Below are 14,930 nucleotides of genomic sequence, written 5' to 3' on the forward strand. Positions count from 1 at the left end.
GCGGGGCACCGGCCAAAAGGCGTTGGAAAACTTGAAATGTCAGGGTATTACCAGTGCTTGCCGAGGCGGGCATCCAGGCTGAAAGCCCCTGCACCGGCCGCTGCCAGGGCCAGGAAACCACCGGCCACGGAGACGTTCTTCATGAACATCAGCATCTGCATCTGCTCGGCAGGCTGATAGTGGAAGATGAAGGCGGCCATCAGGGTGAAACCGGCCAGCAGCACGGAGAGGCTGCGGGTAAACAGGCCCAGCATGATGGCAAGACCGCCACCCAGCTCCAGCAGGATCACCAGGGGCAGCATGAACCCGGGCACGCCCATGGCTTCCATGTAACCCTGGGTACCGGCGTAACCGCCGATCTTGCCCCAGCCAGCCATCACGAACATCAGCGCCAGCAGTACACGACCCACCAGCAGTGCCACATCTTTCATCTTGTCCATCGTCATATTCCTTTGCTTACCATCATGGTATTTACAGTGTAAAAGCTAATTGTTAACTCATTCATTTCGCCAAGATTTTTCTATCAAGGCAGGTCAAACAGCAGGGCTTCACTCCCCCTGGAGGCGGTGAGCACCCAGCTCGACTCGTCGCGGCTGAGCAGCCCGTCGCCGGGTCGGGCAGCCAGACCGTTGCCGGTCAGCTCCCCTGAAATCATGTGCAGGTAACCATGACGCCCTTGCAATGCCCACTCGAGGGTCTCCCCTTCGGCAAGCTGCAGCCGCCATACGCGGGCCTGCTGGCGGATCCTGAAGGATCCCGCCTCGCCGTCCGGTGACGCCACCAGCGTCATCCCGGGCTTGTTTTCAATCTTCTTCTGCTGATAACCCGGGGTCGTGCCGTGTTCATTCGGCTCGATCCAGATTTGCAACAGGGAGAGCGGCTCGGTCTGCGAGGGGTTGTACTCGCTGTGCCGGATGCCGGACCCTGCGCTCATCAGCTGGAAATCCCCCGCCGGGATCTGCTCGGCGTGGCCGAGGCTGTCCTTGTGCTCTATGGTGCCTTGCAGCACGCAGGTGAGGATCTCCATGTTGGCGTGAGGGTGGGTCGCGAAACCGCCACCCGGCGCCACCCGATCCTGATTGATGACCCGCAGGGCAGAGTGTCCCATCCATTCCGGGTCATAGTAGTGACCGAAGGAGAAGCTGTGACGGGCATCCAGCCAGCCAAAGTTGGCCTTGCCCCGTGCTTCTGCGGCTCTCAATTTCATCATGGTGTGCTCCTCACTGACCAAGTTGGTTCATTAACGCTGGCGACCGTCACCCAGACCGAAGGGGATACGGTAGCTGCTGCTTTCGTTGCCCAGGCTCACCGTCAGGTTGCCCTGGGTGCGGCTCGGGATGGCGACCTGCTGGGTGCCCATCAGGTTGGCGTGGACGGAAGCCAGCAGATCACCGGACTCGTCGCGCACCTCCAGCATGGGGTTGGCCTTGCCGTCCATCGCGGCGGTGGCGCTCCAGTTGACGAACAGCACGCCCGGGGCGGCATTGAAGTCAGCGGGAACGGCAGCCTGGGCGGCACCTGCGGTCATCAGGCCTGCAACGGCCAGCATCTTGATTGCGTTTTTCATGTTCATTCACTCTCTTGGGTTTTATGTCATTGCCAAGGCCCCTTGGGCCCGAATCAATGCATCCATGCAAGAGATCATTCAAATACTATGTTGTTCTTTTGCTGACATCAGACATCGTGTTTGGGGATGTCTCAGCCCGGAACTACCTTTTATTTGGCTGCCAGGCGTTCCTGCCTAAGCGTTGATTGAATATTAAAGTGACTTCCCCTAAGTTGTTAGCGAGATAATCTGGTAAACACATTCAAAAAAATTGAAGGTTGGATATGGCCAAGGAATCGAACAAGGAGCGGGCGCTGACCCTGGAGGCGATCCGGGTGCTGGACGCCATCGACCGTCGTGGCAGCTTCGCGGCGGCGGCCGACGAGCTGGGCAAGGTGCCTTCGGCGCTGAGCTACACGGTACAAAAGCTGGAAGACGAGCTGGACGCCATGCTGTTCGACCGCAGCGGCCACAGGACCAAGTTCACCCCGGCGGGCCGCATGCTGCTGGAGCGGGGCCGGGTGCTGCTGGAGGCGGCCGAACACCTGGTGGGGGAGACCCGGGCCCTCTCCCGTGGCTGGGAGACCGACATCACCATCGCCGTCGATGCCTTGATGCCGGTACAGGCTCTCTACCCCCTGGTGGATCGGCTGGCCGAACAGACCGATACCCGGCTGAGGTTTCGCGCCGAGGTGCTGGCGGGCAGTTGGGAGTGCCTGGAAGATGGCCGCGCCGACCTGCTCATCTCCTCTCTCAATGCCGATATCGCCATGACCGGCATCAAGCACCAGGTGCTCAGGGAGGAGGTGATGCTCTACGTCGCCCACCCCGATCACCCCCTGCATCAGGAACCCGAGCCCCTGGCGGACGAGACCCTGCGCCGCTATCGCGCCATCGCGGTGGCCGACACGGCGCTGCGCAAGCCCGTGCTCACCTACCGCCTGCTCGACAAGCAGCCGCGCCTGACCGTCAGCACCATGGGGGAGAAGCGGGACGCCCTGCTGGCGGGGCTCGGCATCGGCACCATGCCACAACGCTGGATTGAAGAGGACATCAAGGCGGGCAGACTCAAGGTGATCAGTCCCGAATATCGCCACCAGATCCAGGTCGTGCTGGCCTGGCGGCGAGACACCATGGGCAAGGCCAAGAGCTGGCTGGTGCGGGAGATCCCCAAGCTGTTTGCCGGTCAGGGGGAATAAAGGACTGCCTTCCGGGGTCGGTGGCGCAGGAAGTACCAAAACTGTGCCCCATTCTTGACGACGGGCTCAGATTCGGAGAAAAGAAAAAAAGCGGACCTCTTGCGAGTTCCGCTCAATGCCAGGAAAGAATAAAACCTTGCGGTTAAAAAAACCCTTAAATTGGAAGCAAACAATCGTTTTCTCAACCAGGAAGGTATTGAATCCGATTCGTGTTGAATTATGTGCGATGTAATATGCATCACCAGCAAAATGTTGAAAGGTTGAAGGATATGCACCACCGAGTGTCATTTTCTGCCACCTTGCACCACAACTGGTCAGGCCATTTCCGCCATTATCACCGGGTTACCCTCCTCTGGTTTTTCTAGGTGTCAAAATTTGAGCCCGATACAGACAAACCACTCAATTTCTGACACGACTAAAAATGCAGATAAAGGAATAGTTGCATGACCTACAGCCAGACACTGGCCAATCACATCCTCGACACCCTGAAGAAAACCCTGACCGACAAGGGGATCCGCTATCAGACCCTGGCAGAAGCCATGGGGGTTTCCATCGCCACCGTGAAGCGCATGATGAACAAGCCCTCCCTGCCGTTCGACACCCTGCTGGAGATCTGCCATCTGGTGGGACTCTCCTTCGAAGAGCTGCTGGACCGGACCCAGGATGCCCAGAGCCGCCGGGCCGTCTTTACCCAGGAGCAGGATGAGGCGTTTCACAAGGAGCCTGGGCTCTATGCCTTCCTCGCCAACATCTTCTGGCGCGACAAGACCCTCATCGATCTCAAGCGGGATTACGGCCTGACCGATGCCTCCTGCTACCTCTATCTGCGCAAGCTGGAGAAGCTCGGCATCCTGCAGCTTGGCATCGACAACAGCTACCACTTCCTCATCAGCGAGCGCATCAGCTTCGAGCAGCACAGCCGTTTCGCTCGCCAGCAGGCGCGCCAGGCCATGTCGGTGCTGGGGGACTATCTGGTGGAGAACATGCACAGGCCCAACAACTACATGGCCCTGTGCCAGCTCCATCTGGGGGAGAGCGAGGCCATGGCGCTGATCGATCGCATGAAGGAGTACTGGCATCAGGAGCTCAAGCTCAACCGCCCCGCCATCGGCCAGCGGGAGGGCAGCAAGACCTACACCATGTCGCTGCAACTGGCCGACTGCGGCTACCAGAGCTTCGACGATTTGATTCCCAACATCGACAACTGATCCCGGTGGATCCTGCGGGATCCGCCATGTCAGCGCCAGAACGCCGCTACTCTGCCAGTTGCACCTGCCGCGCACCGGTGGCGAGCGGTTGCAGTGCCCGGGTATCCAGGCAGATGCGGATGGCGTCTGGTCGCCAGTGCTCGATGTCGCAATCCACCAGCTTCCCCTCCTCGTCATGATTGACCCGCACCAACCGCAGCACGGCGCTCCCCTGTGCCAGGTTGAGGGCGCGGGCTATCTCTCCCCGGGCCGCCGACGGGGTGATCTCGAGGCTCGCCCAGCCTTGGCCTATGCCATAGCGCTGCCGGTAGAGCTCGGTGAGGGAGCTGGCCAGAGGAGCGCTGGCGATGCCGGGGAAGCGGCTCGCCAGCAGGTGATGGCTGACGTGGAGCACCGGGCGACCGTCGATCAGCCGCTGGCGGCGGATCTCGTAGAGCGGTGTAAAGGGTTCCAGACCCATCCAGCGGCACAACTCGCTGCTGGCAAGCTGGTTGCCATGAGCCAGCACCCGGGTCTCGGCGGTGCGCTGCTGCTCGCCAATCCACTGGTGAAAGTGGGTGTGGATGGCGGGATCGTAGGTGAGGCGGGGCGGCGCCACGAACCAGCCACGCCGCTCGGCCCGGTAGATGAGGCCGTCCGCCTCGAGGCTGGAGAGCGCCTCCTTGATGGTGATGCGGGTGGTGGCGAAGCGCTCGCTCAGGGCCCGTTCGGCGGGCAGCTGCTGCCCCGCCGCCAGGTGTCCGCTGCCGATATAGCGGCGCAGGGTCCGGCAAATCTGTTCGCACTTGGAGGGTGTGCGGCCATCGGCCATCCCCTGTTCACTCAATCGCTCTGTCACTGTCACGTCCCTGTCGGTCATTCGGGTTTGCACACCACTGGAGTAGACCAGAGGTTGTCGACCCCGAGTTGTAACCGCCCCTGATGACAGCGCCATGACAGGGCGATTGTCACGAAACTGCCATCAAAGCGCCCCGCCACCGTCATATTTCCCCTCTAGCATCCCTCTCGAACCTTAACTGACCTAGTCCAGAGGGATGGGATGATGAAAAGCGTGATCGCAAGTGCACTGGCCCTGGTGGCCATCAGTCAACCGCTGTTTGCCGCCGAGAACATCGCGGATATCGAAAAAGCCGCCCGCGGTGAAGGCCAGCTCCAGAGCGTCGGCATGCCGGACAGCTGGGCCAACTGGAAGGATACCTGGCAGCAGCTCGGCAGCATCTACGGCATCAAGCATCAGGATACCGACATGAGCTCCGCCCAGGAGATCGCCAAGTTCGCCGCCGAGAAGGCCAATGCCACCGCCGACATCGGCGACGTGGGCGGTGCCTTCGGCCCGGTCGCGGTCAAGCAGGGGGTCACCCAGCCCTACAAGCCCTCCACCTGGGCCGACATTCCGAACTGGGCCAAGGATGCGGACGGCCACTGGATGCTGGCCTATACCGGCACCATCGCCTTCCTGATCAACAAGGATCTGGTCAAGGCCGCCCCCACCAGCTGGCAATCCCTGCTGGGTGGCGACTACAAGGTGACCCTGGGTGACGTGGGCGTCGCCTCCCAGGCCAACAACGGCGTGCTGGCGGCGGCCTATGCCACCGGCGGCAGCGAGAAGAATCTGAAACCCGCCCTGGATCTGTTCGGCAAGCTGGCCAAGCAGGGCCGTCTGTCGCTGAACGACCCGACCATCGCCAACATCGAGAAAGGCGAAGTGGAAGTGGGGGTGCTGTGGGACTTCAACGCCCTCAACTACCGCGACCAGATCGACCCCAAGAGGTTTGATGTGGTGATCCCGAGCGACGGCTCCGTCATCGCCGGCTACACCACCATCATCAACAAGTGGGCCAAGAACCCCAACGCCGCCAAGCTGGCGCGGGAATACATCCTCTCCGATGCAGGTCAAATCAACCTGGCCCGTGGCTACGCCCGCCCCATTCGCAGCAACGTGACCCTGCCGGATGACGTCAAGGCCAAGCTGCTGCCGGCCGAGCAGTATGCCAACGCCAAGCCGGTGCAGGATCACGCCGCCTGGGAGCAGAGCTCCAAGGCCCTGCCGCGCCAGTGGCAGGAAACCGTCATGATCAACATGCAGTAAGGAGTGGCCAGTGCAACACAAGGTGATAGTGGTACTTGTGGATGGCCTGGCAGCAGAGGTAGCCCATTGCATGGGCTACCTCTGTGGCATGGTGGAGGCAGAGCGCGGCCTCTATACGACCCTGAGTGCCGCCCTGCCCTCCCTCTCCCGCCCTCTCTACGAGTGCATCCTGACCGGCGTGCCGCCGGTGGCGAGCGGTATTACCCACAACGGGGTGACGCGCCTGAGCCAACACGACGCCATCTTCCATCTGGCCAGGGCCGCGGGCAAACGCACCGCAGCGGCGGCCTACCACTGGGTGAGCGAGCTTTATAACCAGAGCCCCTGGCTGGCGGCCCGCGATCGCTTCACCCATGACGAGCAACTGCCCATCCAGCACGGCTGCTTCTACTGGGATGACGCCTACCCCGACAGCCACCTGCTGATGGACGGCGAGTGGCTGCGCAGCCAGTACGACCCCGATTTTCTGCTGATCCACCCCATGGGGGTGGACGATGCGGGCCACCAGTTCGGTCTCGATTCCCGCCAGTACCGCAATCAGGCGCGCCGCATGGACAGCCTGCTGGCCGACCTGCTGCCCCAGTGGCTGGCGGAGGGATATCAGGTGGTGATCACCTCGGATCACGGCATGAACAACGACCTGAGCCACGGCGGCACCCTGCCTGAAGAGCGCACCGTGCCGCTCTGGCTGTTTGGCGATGCCTTTATCGAGCGCTGGCCGGATGGGGTGGCGATTGCCCAGACCCAGCTCTGCGCCCTGATGGCGGATCTGCTGGGGGTTTCCCACGACAAGCCGGCAGCGCCACCGCTGCTCAAGGCGGCCTTTATGCGCGAGGTGCACTGATGATGCCTGCCACCACCGAGATCCTCGCGGATCAACAGGTGAAGCCACGCCGGGTGCGCCGCCACTGGCTGCCGGCCCTGGTGCTGCTGCCCTTTGTCCTATTGATGATCCTGTTCCAGCTCGCCCCCATGGTGTGGGTGCTGGTGGGCAGCGTCCAGACCCCCGATGGCTGGGGTCTCGACCACTACCGGGAGATTTTGAGCTCCCCCTTCTATCTGCAATCCTTCGGCAACTCGTTGCGCATCGCCGGCATCGCCAGCCTGGCGGGGCTCGCCATCGGCACCCTCGGGGCCGCGGCGCTGCGCCACTGTGGCGAGCGGGTCAAGCGGGTGCTGCTGGCCTTCGTCACCATGACCGGCAACTTCAGCGGCGTGCCGCTGGCGTTCGCCTTCATCATCGTGCTCGGCATCAATGGTGCAGTGACCCTGTTGCTCAAATCCTGGGGCCTCATCGACGGCTTCAACCTCTATTCGGGCAGCGGCCTTATCCTGATTTACACCTACTTCCAGATCCCCCTCGCCCTGCTGCTGCTCTACCCGGCATTCGACGCCTTGCAGGAGGAGTGGCCCCAGGCCGCCGCCCTGCTCGGCGCCAGCAAGGGCCAGTATGTGTGGCACGTGGCGCTGCCGGTGCTGACGCCTGCGCTGCTCGGCACCCTGATCATCCTGTTTGCCAACGCGGTGGGGGCCTATGCCTCTGCCTACGCTCTCACCACCGGCAACTTCAATCTGGTGACCATCCGGGTGGCCAGTCTGGTCTCCGGCGACATCTTCCTCGAGCCGAATCTCGCGGCGGCGCTGGCGGTGATCCTGATGGTACTGCTGGGGGTGGTGACGGCCGCCAACCAGTGGTTGCTGAAAAAGAGCTATGTGAACAAGGGGCAATCCCATGCATGATTTGACGCCGCGCTGGCCCAGATGGGTGCTGGGGGCGCTGGTCGCCACCCTGCTGCTGCCGCTGCTGGCCACCTTTCTCTACTCCATCTCCACCCGCTGGGGGGCGACCCTGCTGCCGGACGGCTTTACCCTCGACTGGTATCTCAAACTCTGGGGCGACCCGCGCTTTCTGGCGGCCTTTGGCCGCAGCCTCCTGGTCTGCTTCGCCACCCTGCTGCTGGGGACGCTGGTGCTGGTGCCCACCGTACTGGTGGTGGCCTACTACTTCCCCAGACTGGATCCCTGGATGAACCTCTTGATCCTGCTCCCCTTCGCGGTGCCGCCGGTGGTCTCTTCGGTGGGGCTGCTGCAGATCTACGCCGACGGCGTCCTGCCCATCATCGGCACCCCCTGGATCCTGATCGGCACCTGGTTCACCGTGGTGCTCCCCTTCATGTACCGGGCGCTGGCCAACAGCCTGCAAGGGGTGCCGCTGAAAGATCTGATGGATGCCGCTCACCTGCTGGGGGCCAGCAGTGCCCGCGCCTTCCTGCTGGTGGTGATCCCCTGCTTGCGCAAGGGACTGCTGGCGGCGCTGTTTCTCTCCCTCTCCTTCCTGCTCGGGGAGTTCGTGTTTGCCAACATGCTGGTGGGCACCCGTTACGAGACCCTGCAGGTCTACCTCTACAACATGCGCGCCACCTCGGGCCACTTCACCAGCGCACTGGTGATGAGCTACTTCCTGCTGACCCTGCTGCTCACCTGGGCAGCTAACAGATTTCATCGGTGAATCAACATGTTCCATCTAGAAGTGAATCAACTGCACAAATCCTACGGCGACACCAAGGTGTTCGAGGGGATTGAATTCGGCGTCCGCAAGGGGGAGCTGGTGACCCTGCTCGGCCCCTCCGGCTGCGGCAAATCCACCCTGCTGCGGGCCCTGGCAGGGCTCACCCCGGTGGATGGCGGTCAGGTGCGGGTGGCCGGTGAGGACATCACCTGGCAAGAACCCCAGAAGCGGGGCATCGGCATGGTGTTCCAGAGCTATGCGCTGTTTCCCAACATGACGGTGTGGGACAACGTCGCCTTCGGCCTCAAGATGAAGCCCCAGCCGGGGCGGGATCTCGCCGCCAGCGTACAGGAGGCGCTAGAGCTGGTGGAGCTGACCGGCTTCGAGCGCCGCTATCCAGCCGAACTCTCCGGCGGCCAGCGCCAGCGGGTGGCGCTGGCCCGGGCGTTGGTGGTGCAACCCCGGATCCTGCTGCTGGATGAGCCGCTCTCGGCGCTGGATGCCCGCATCCGCCGCAGCCTGCGCCAGCAGATCCGCGCGATCCAGCAGCGCCTCGAGCTCACCACCATCTTCGTGACCCACGATCAGGAGGAGGCGCTGACCCTGTCGGATCGGATCTTCCTGATGAACAAAGGCTCCATCGTGCAGAGCGGCACGCCGGAGCAGATCTATACCCGTCCCGCCAGTGAGTTCGTGGCGGGCTTTATCGGCAACTACAACCTGCTGGGTGGCGAGCAGGCCAAATCCCTGTTCGGCCCGCGCTTTCGCGGCAAGCTGGCGCTGCGGCCGGAGTCCATCACCCTGCTGCCCGCAGGGGCGGTCAGCCACGAGCCCAGCCTACCCGGCATCGTTCGCCAGCAGCAGCTGCTCGGCAACGTCATCCGCTATCAGGTGGAGTGCGAGGCGGGGCTGTTGACGGTGGATTGCCTCAACCGCCGTGCCGGCGATCTGCTGCCGGTGGGCAGCGCCGTGACCCTGGTGGTGGCCCGGGATCAACTCTGTGAGGTAGCATAACGTCATGAATCCCATTCATTTTTCAGCCAGTACCCCGATGCTGGCAGCCAACCCGAGGAGCAGCCATGGCCCTGGCACTGTTTGATCTGGACGAGACCCTGATAGCGGGGGATTCCGCCAGCCTCTGGCTGGAGTACATGGTGGCCCAGGAGCTGGCCCCGGCGGGCATGGTGGCCGAGGAGCAGGCCATGATGTCCCTCTACCACCAGGGCAAGATGGACATGCACCAGTACATGGCCTTCACCCTGCAACCGCTGGCAGGCAGGACGCGCCAGTGGCTCGACTCCCTCTGCACCCGCTTTGCCGAACAGGTGCTGCGGGAGCGCCTCTACCCTGAGGGGCTGGCCCGCATCGAGTGGCATCGCCAGCGTGGCGACGAGCTGGTGCTCATCTCCGCCTCCGGCGAGCATCTGGTGGCCCCCATGGCGCAGATGCTGGGAATGGATCACTGCGTGGCCATCCTGCTCGACGAGGAAGCCGGCATGTTGACCGGCCAGACCCGCGGCACCCTGAGTTTTCGCGAAGGCAAGGTGGCCCGCATCAACCAGCTCTTTGCCGGAAAGGAACACCTCTGGCAGGGGAGCTTTGGCTACAGCGACTCCCACAACGATCTGCCCATGCTGCGGGCGGTGAGCCATCCCCATGCGGTCAATCCGGCCCCCGCCCTGCGCCAGTGCGCCGAGGAGCTGGGCTGGCCCCTCTGGACCTGGCAGTTGCACCCTTGATCCGCGCAATACAGAAGAGGCCCTCAGGCCTCTTCTTTGCTCAACATGCCATCCCCTGAGGGCGAGTCGTCCCGGGGAGCCAGGGGATCCACCATGTAGATGCGATTCTTGCCGTCACCCTTGGCGCGATAGACCTCGGCATCGACCATGGTCAGCAGGCTCCTGGCCCCAAGCCCGGGGGCACTCGCCACCAGGCCGCCGCTGAAGGTGATCCCAAGACCGGGTTCACGCCAGTGCAGAGAGGCCACCCCAATCCTGTACTGCTCCAGCAGCATCTGGCAGAAGTGGATATCCGGATTGGCGAACAGCACCACCAGCTCTTCCCCGCCATAGCGGCATACCCAGCCATGATCCCCCAGCAGCTTGGCGCCAAAGCTGGCCACCCGCTTGAGCACCACGTCCCCGGTCTGGTGACCATAGGTGTCATTGATCCGCTTGAAACCGTCCAGATCGATCATGGCCAGGCAGAAGCTGTCCTGATCGAGCAGCAGCCGATTCAACCGCTCGTCGAAGAAGCGCCGGTTGTAAAGGCCGGTCAGCTTGTCGAGGTTCGCCTGCTGGCGCACCTCGTGATAATCCTTGCTCACCTCCGCCAGCTCGGCATAGACGTGCCTGAGCTCGCGCATCCCCCCCTGGTGCACCTCGTCAGGCTGGGTCCGGCTGGCCCGGATCACGGTGGAGATCTCGTCCAGCATCCGCCTGAAATAACGGGACCAGATCAGTGCCAGCACCATGTAGAGCACGCTGGCCAGCACGATGGTCCCGAGCACGTTGAGGGAGGCGCTCGCCACCACCGCCTGGATGCTGGAGGCGGGCAACACGCTGATCAGCACCCAGTTGTGGTCAGGCAGGCGGCTGTAGGCCACGAACTGGCGAGACGCCTGATCCAGGAAGATGCCGTCCTCCCCGCTGAAGCGGGAGAGCCAGGTCGGGTGTGTCATGGGCTTGAGCAGTTGTGAGGGATCGGGGTGGGCCAGCACCTTGCCCGACTGGTTGACGATCATCTGGTAGCCGCTGTTCCACTGCCGGTTCAGCTGTGCGGAGAAGGGGGCCAGGATGGCATCCACCGCGAAGACCCCCCGCACCTTGCCCTCCTTGTCGGTGATGGCCCGCGCCAGGGCGATCACCAGCGTGCCGTTGGTGTAGTCGTAGTAGGGTTCGGTCCAGACCATCTTGCCCACATGCTGGCTGGCCAGCTGATACCAGGGGCGCACCCTGGGATCGAAGTCCGCATCCGCCTGCCATTCGGGGTAGATCAGCATCTGGCGCTCGGCGGTGCCCACATAGATGTAGATGAGATCCGCCATCACCCCCTTGTAGAGGCGCCACTCCCTGAGATAGGAGTCGGTGTTGCGCAGACGGGGGCCGCTGATGTCCTCCACCTTGACCTGGTCGTAGATGAGGGAGAACTGACGCTCCATCTCGTTCAGGTAGGGCTCGATGAAGACGTGGCGCAACTGGTGATTGGTGGCGAGCAGGCGCTGTTGCAGCTCTCGCTGCAGGCTGCGCTCCATGTGCAAGTAGTAGATGGCGCCCAGCATCAGGACGGGAATGAAGAGCAGAAGCAGGCCCAGGCGCATCCGTGCCACCAGGGACCAGGTCTTTTTGGAGACTGCTCGCTTATCCAACCCTGACTCCATGCTATCCCCTGACATCGTGTAGTGTCAGAATATCAGCCCCACCTGATGGCGTCCAAAGGGAAGCGCATCGGGTGGCCAACGAGAAGGAACTGGCCTGGATGTTGAAACCGGAACTGCTGACTGCCCTCCATTACTGCGCCGTGATCACCCTGACCGGTGCCATCACCTCGGAGTATTTCCTGTTCCGGCGCGGCATGTCCATCGAGCAGGTGCGCAAGCTGCTGCTGGCTGACAGCCTGGCCGCCCTGGCCCTGCTGCTCATCTTCATCACGGGCGTGCTGCTGGTGGTCGCCCATCCCCAGCCACCGGCCATCCTGCTTGCCAATCCGGGTTACCGCACCAAGCTGCTGATGTTCTTCGCCATGGCCATCAGCTTTGGCTATCCCAGCCGGCTGTTCCACCACTGGCGCCGCTCCTTGCGCCAGGGACGGGCTCCCCTTGTCTCCACCCAGCAGCAGTTCTGGGTGATCTGGATCCTTAGGGGCAACCTGCTGCTGCTCGCCCTGCTGCCCCTGCTCGCCAAGCTGGCCAGCCGCTGATCCTGCCCTCGCCCGGCAACAAATGGCTGACGACAAACGCCCCTTCTCGCAGGTATCGTAATGGCGGGGCCCGAGTGCCGCCGAGACTCTTTCTCAGGGATGATTCCGTATGCGTTCAAACATGATGTTATTGATGGCCGCCGCCATCTGGGGGCTGGGCTTCGTCGCCCAGCGTCTGGGGATGGATCACATGGGGCCCTTCACCTTCAACGGCCTGCGCTTCCTGCTGGGCGCCCTCTCCCTGCTGCCGCTCTTGTGGTGGCTCAAGTCACGCCAGCCGCCCCAGCCTGCCGGTGATCACCGCCTGCTGCTGACCGGGGGCCTCATCGCCGGCACCGTGCTCTTCTCCGCCGCCTCCCTGCAACAGGTGGGGCTGCTCTACACCACGGCCGCCAAGGCGGGCTTCATCACCGGCCTCTACATCATCCTGGTCCCCGTCATCGGCCTGGCCCTGCGCCACAAGACCGGGGCCAACACCTGGGTAGGCGCCCTCATCGCCATGGCCGGGCTCTACTACCTCAGCGTCACCGAGGAGTTCACCATCGGCTACGGCGATCTGCTGCAAGTGATCGGAGCCCTGTTCTGGGCCGTGCACCTGCTGGTGCTGGATCACTACTCTAACCGGGTCGCCCCCATTCGTCTTGCCGGGGTGCAGTTCGTGGTGTGCGGTCTGCTCAGCCTGGCCACGGCCTTCGTCATCGAGACACCGACGGCGAGTGGTGCCGTCGCGGGCTGGCAGGCGCTGCTCTACGCCGGTCTGGTCTCGGTCGGCATCGGCTATACCCTGCAGGTGGTGGGGCAGCGCGGTGCCCATCCGGCCCATGCCGCCATCATCCTCAGCCTGGAGACGGTGTTCGCCGCCATCGGCGGTGTCTTGCTGCTGGGGGAACATCTGGACGAACGGGCCGTGGTCGGCTGTGCCCTGATGCTGGCGGGGATGCTCATCTCCCAGATCCGCCTGCGCTGGTGGTGGAAGTCCCGCCGGGACAAGGTGCCCAGCCAGCCCTGATATCTGCGGTGGTCATTGACCCCAAATTGAACGAGGCGCCCTTGGGCGCCTCGTTTTATTGCCGCCTGCCTAGCGCACGCTGGAGCAGAAGCTCACGTCATCGCGCAGGGGGTCATTGCTCACGCTGTGATAGAGCTCGAAGCAGGGGCCGTCCCCAAAGGCGAGCCCGGCCGCGACGATATCGCCAATGTGCTCCTGCCAGCGCTCCCCGTACTGGCTGCGATCCGTGATGAGATAGCGGGACTGGGCGTAGCGCCCGGCGGGGATGAGCTGAATTTCCACCTCCCCCGCCCCCAGGGTGCCCACCGGCACGCTGATGCCGATGTCGGTGCGGCACTGGGCCGGCGGCGTCACCTCGGGGTTGTCGTGGTAGATGAAGATCCACTCTCCCCCTTCCAGGCCGCGGGGCGCGGCCCACTGGTGAAGGCGATGGCAGACGGCGTCATACCCTTCGCCATAGGGGCCGGTCACGCGGATATAGGCCAGGGTGCGGGCGTCCATCTCGACGGTGTTCATGGTGTTGCTCCTTGCTGATGAGTGGCCTTCAGCATAAGGGAGTGCCCCTTGCCATGCGTGTCCTTCCTTGCGATCCAGGTGTCCGTTCTTGCCCTTGTCGCGGCGAAACGCCCCCGGGGTGCAGCCATAGTGGCGGCGAAACGCCTTGGCGAAGGCCTGGGAGCTGCCAAGCCCCGCCCCCAGAGCGATGGCGGTGACGCTGGCATCGGTGTAGCAGAGCTGCCAGGCCGCCCGCTGCATCCGCAGGCGGCGGCACATCTCGCCAGGGGCTTCCCCCACCACGGCGGTGAACACCCGGTGGAAATGGTAGAGGGAGAGGCAGGCGCGACTCGCCAGCGCCTCGATGGAGAGATCCGGATCCTGCTCCAGTGCCCGCAGCACCGGCGTCAGGCGCTCGCGATAGTCGATCATCGGCGCACCCTGGCCATATAGAACACATCCACATAGCGCCCCTGCCGGAAGGCATAGTCGCGGGCCCGCCCCTCTTCCACAAAGCCGAACTTGCGATAAAGCGCCAACGCAGCTTCGTTATCGACGAAAACCGTCAGTTCAATCCGATGCAGGTTGAGCCAGTTATCGGCCAGATCCAGTGCCGCAGCCATCAGTGCGGAGCCAACCCCCTTGCCAGCCCAGTCATCACGCACCCCCATGCCAATACCTGCCACATGTTTGCGTCTGGGATTGGGCTCCACATGCAATGCTATCTGGCCCACCAGCCCCCCATCTACCTCCGCCACCAAGGCGACCACATCATTGTTCTCCAACCGCTTCTGCCACTGGCTAAGGGGAGGCGTGGGCAGGTGCAGAGTGCCCGCCTGAGCATTAGGCAGGGCGTAGAGATCCCGCAAGGCGGGGGCATCGGTGGGTTCGGCATGACGGATAGTAATCTGCATATGAGGCTCCTTCTCGAAACCCCCATCATGCAATATCCGGCGC

17 protein-coding genes are annotated in these 14,930 nt (G+C 63.2%); 10 read left to right on the forward strand and 7 right to left on the reverse strand.

What is annotated here, in order from left to right; genetic code table 11:
* Window positions 1–47: 47 nt before the first annotated feature.
* From C2U30_RS12180 to C2U30_RS12190, 3 genes are all read right to left on the reverse strand, one after another.
* A complete protein-coding gene (locus C2U30_RS12180; RefSeq protein ID WP_010675909.1) occupies window positions 48–440 on the reverse strand; it encodes a DoxX family protein in 393 nt (130 codons plus the stop codon).
* An 83-nt stretch (window positions 441–523) separates the two neighbouring features.
* A complete protein-coding gene (locus tag C2U30_RS12185; RefSeq protein WP_010675910.1) occupies window positions 524–1,210 on the reverse strand; it encodes a pirin family protein in 687 nt (228 codons plus the stop codon).
* Between the two features lie 30 nt (window positions 1,211–1,240).
* On the reverse strand, window positions 1,241–1,573 hold the full coding sequence (locus C2U30_RS12190) for a hypothetical protein (protein ID WP_103243838.1): 333 nt from the start codon (window positions 1,571–1,573) through the stop codon (window positions 1,241–1,243).
* A gap of 257 nt (window positions 1,574–1,830) precedes the next feature.
* Between C2U30_RS12190 and C2U30_RS12195 the strand changes: the two genes are divergently transcribed.
* Entirely contained in the window at window positions 1,831–2,745 is a 915-nt protein-coding gene (locus C2U30_RS12195; protein WP_010675912.1) for a LysR family transcriptional regulator, read from the forward strand.
* Between the two features lie 443 nt (window positions 2,746–3,188).
* On the forward strand, window positions 3,189–3,953 hold the full coding sequence (locus C2U30_RS12200) for a helix-turn-helix domain-containing protein (RefSeq protein ID WP_103243839.1): 765 nt from the start codon (window positions 3,189–3,191) through the stop codon (window positions 3,951–3,953).
* A gap of 46 nt (window positions 3,954–3,999) precedes the next feature.
* Here C2U30_RS12200 and C2U30_RS12205 read toward each other — a convergent pair whose 3' ends face one another.
* Window positions 4,000–4,812: a UTRA domain-containing protein gene (locus C2U30_RS12205; protein WP_039040129.1), complete on the reverse strand. Its 813-nt coding sequence runs from the start codon at window positions 4,810–4,812 to the stop codon at window positions 4,000–4,002.
* Between the two features lie 183 nt (window positions 4,813–4,995).
* Here C2U30_RS12205 and C2U30_RS12210 point away from each other — a divergent pair, with 183 nt between their 5' ends.
* The 6 genes from C2U30_RS12210 to C2U30_RS12235 all read left to right on the forward strand — a co-directional run bounded on the left by C2U30_RS12210 (window position 4,996) and on the right by C2U30_RS12235 (window position 10,290).
* Window positions 4,996–6,042, forward strand: a complete 1,047-nt coding sequence (locus C2U30_RS12210; protein WP_103243840.1) for an ABC transporter substrate-binding protein — start codon at window positions 4,996–4,998, stop codon at window positions 6,040–6,042.
* Window positions 6,043–6,052: 10 nt separating this feature from the next.
* Window positions 6,053–6,886: an alkaline phosphatase family protein gene (locus C2U30_RS12215; RefSeq protein ID WP_103243841.1), complete on the forward strand. Its 834-nt coding sequence runs from the start codon at window positions 6,053–6,055 to the stop codon at window positions 6,884–6,886.
* Entirely contained in the window at window positions 6,886–7,782 is an 897-nt protein-coding gene (locus C2U30_RS12220) for an ABC transporter permease (RefSeq protein WP_103243842.1), read from the forward strand. The genes C2U30_RS12215 and C2U30_RS12220 overlap by 1 nt, the downstream gene beginning before the upstream one ends.
* Entirely contained in the window at window positions 7,775–8,551 is a 777-nt protein-coding gene (locus C2U30_RS12225; RefSeq protein WP_039040132.1) for an ABC transporter permease, read from the forward strand. The genes C2U30_RS12220 and C2U30_RS12225 overlap by 8 nt, the downstream gene beginning before the upstream one ends.
* Before the next feature lie 6 nt (window positions 8,552–8,557).
* A complete protein-coding gene (locus C2U30_RS12230) occupies window positions 8,558–9,565 on the forward strand; it encodes an ABC transporter ATP-binding protein (RefSeq protein WP_103243843.1) in 1,008 nt (335 codons plus the stop codon).
* Between the two features lie 65 nt (window positions 9,566–9,630).
* Window positions 9,631–10,290, forward strand: coding sequence for an HAD family hydrolase (locus C2U30_RS12235; RefSeq protein WP_041214057.1), 660 nt, complete (start codon window positions 9,631–9,633; stop codon window positions 10,288–10,290).
* Between the two features lie 23 nt (window positions 10,291–10,313).
* Here the strand turns inward: C2U30_RS12235 and C2U30_RS12240 are convergent, their stop codons facing one another.
* On the reverse strand, window positions 10,314–11,918 hold the full coding sequence (locus tag C2U30_RS12240) for a sensor domain-containing diguanylate cyclase (RefSeq protein ID WP_043154989.1): 1,605 nt from the start codon (window positions 11,916–11,918) through the stop codon (window positions 10,314–10,316).
* A gap of 110 nt (window positions 11,919–12,028) precedes the next feature.
* On the opposite strand from C2U30_RS12240, the gene C2U30_RS12245 reads away from it, so the two are divergent.
* Window positions 12,029–12,469, forward strand: a complete 441-nt coding sequence (locus tag C2U30_RS12245) for a DUF2214 family protein (protein ID WP_039040139.1) — start codon at window positions 12,029–12,031, stop codon at window positions 12,467–12,469.
* A 109-nt stretch (window positions 12,470–12,578) separates the two neighbouring features.
* The gene (locus tag C2U30_RS12250; RefSeq protein WP_043154992.1) at window positions 12,579–13,478 is read left to right on the forward strand and encodes a DMT family transporter; all 900 of its coding nucleotides are present in this window, start codon (window positions 12,579–12,581) and stop codon (window positions 13,476–13,478) included.
* Between the two features lie 69 nt (window positions 13,479–13,547).
* Here C2U30_RS12250 and C2U30_RS12255 read toward each other — a convergent pair whose 3' ends face one another.
* Both C2U30_RS12255 and C2U30_RS12260 read right to left on the reverse strand, forming a co-directional pair.
* Complete coding sequence (locus tag C2U30_RS12255) at window positions 13,548–14,405, reverse strand: AraC family transcriptional regulator (RefSeq protein ID WP_042016487.1); 858 nt, start codon at window positions 14,403–14,405, stop codon at window positions 13,548–13,550.
* On the reverse strand, window positions 14,402–14,887 hold the full coding sequence (locus C2U30_RS12260) for a GNAT family N-acetyltransferase (protein ID WP_043154997.1): 486 nt from the start codon (window positions 14,885–14,887) through the stop codon (window positions 14,402–14,404). The genes C2U30_RS12255 and C2U30_RS12260 overlap by 4 nt, the downstream gene beginning before the upstream one ends.
* Between the last annotated feature and the right edge of the window lie 43 nt (window positions 14,888–14,930).

Origin of the sequence: Aeromonas sp. ASNIH5, assembly GCF_002902865.1 — a bacterium.
In the GTDB taxonomy this organism is placed as follows: Bacteria; Pseudomonadota; Gammaproteobacteria; order Enterobacterales; family Aeromonadaceae; genus Aeromonas; species Aeromonas caviae.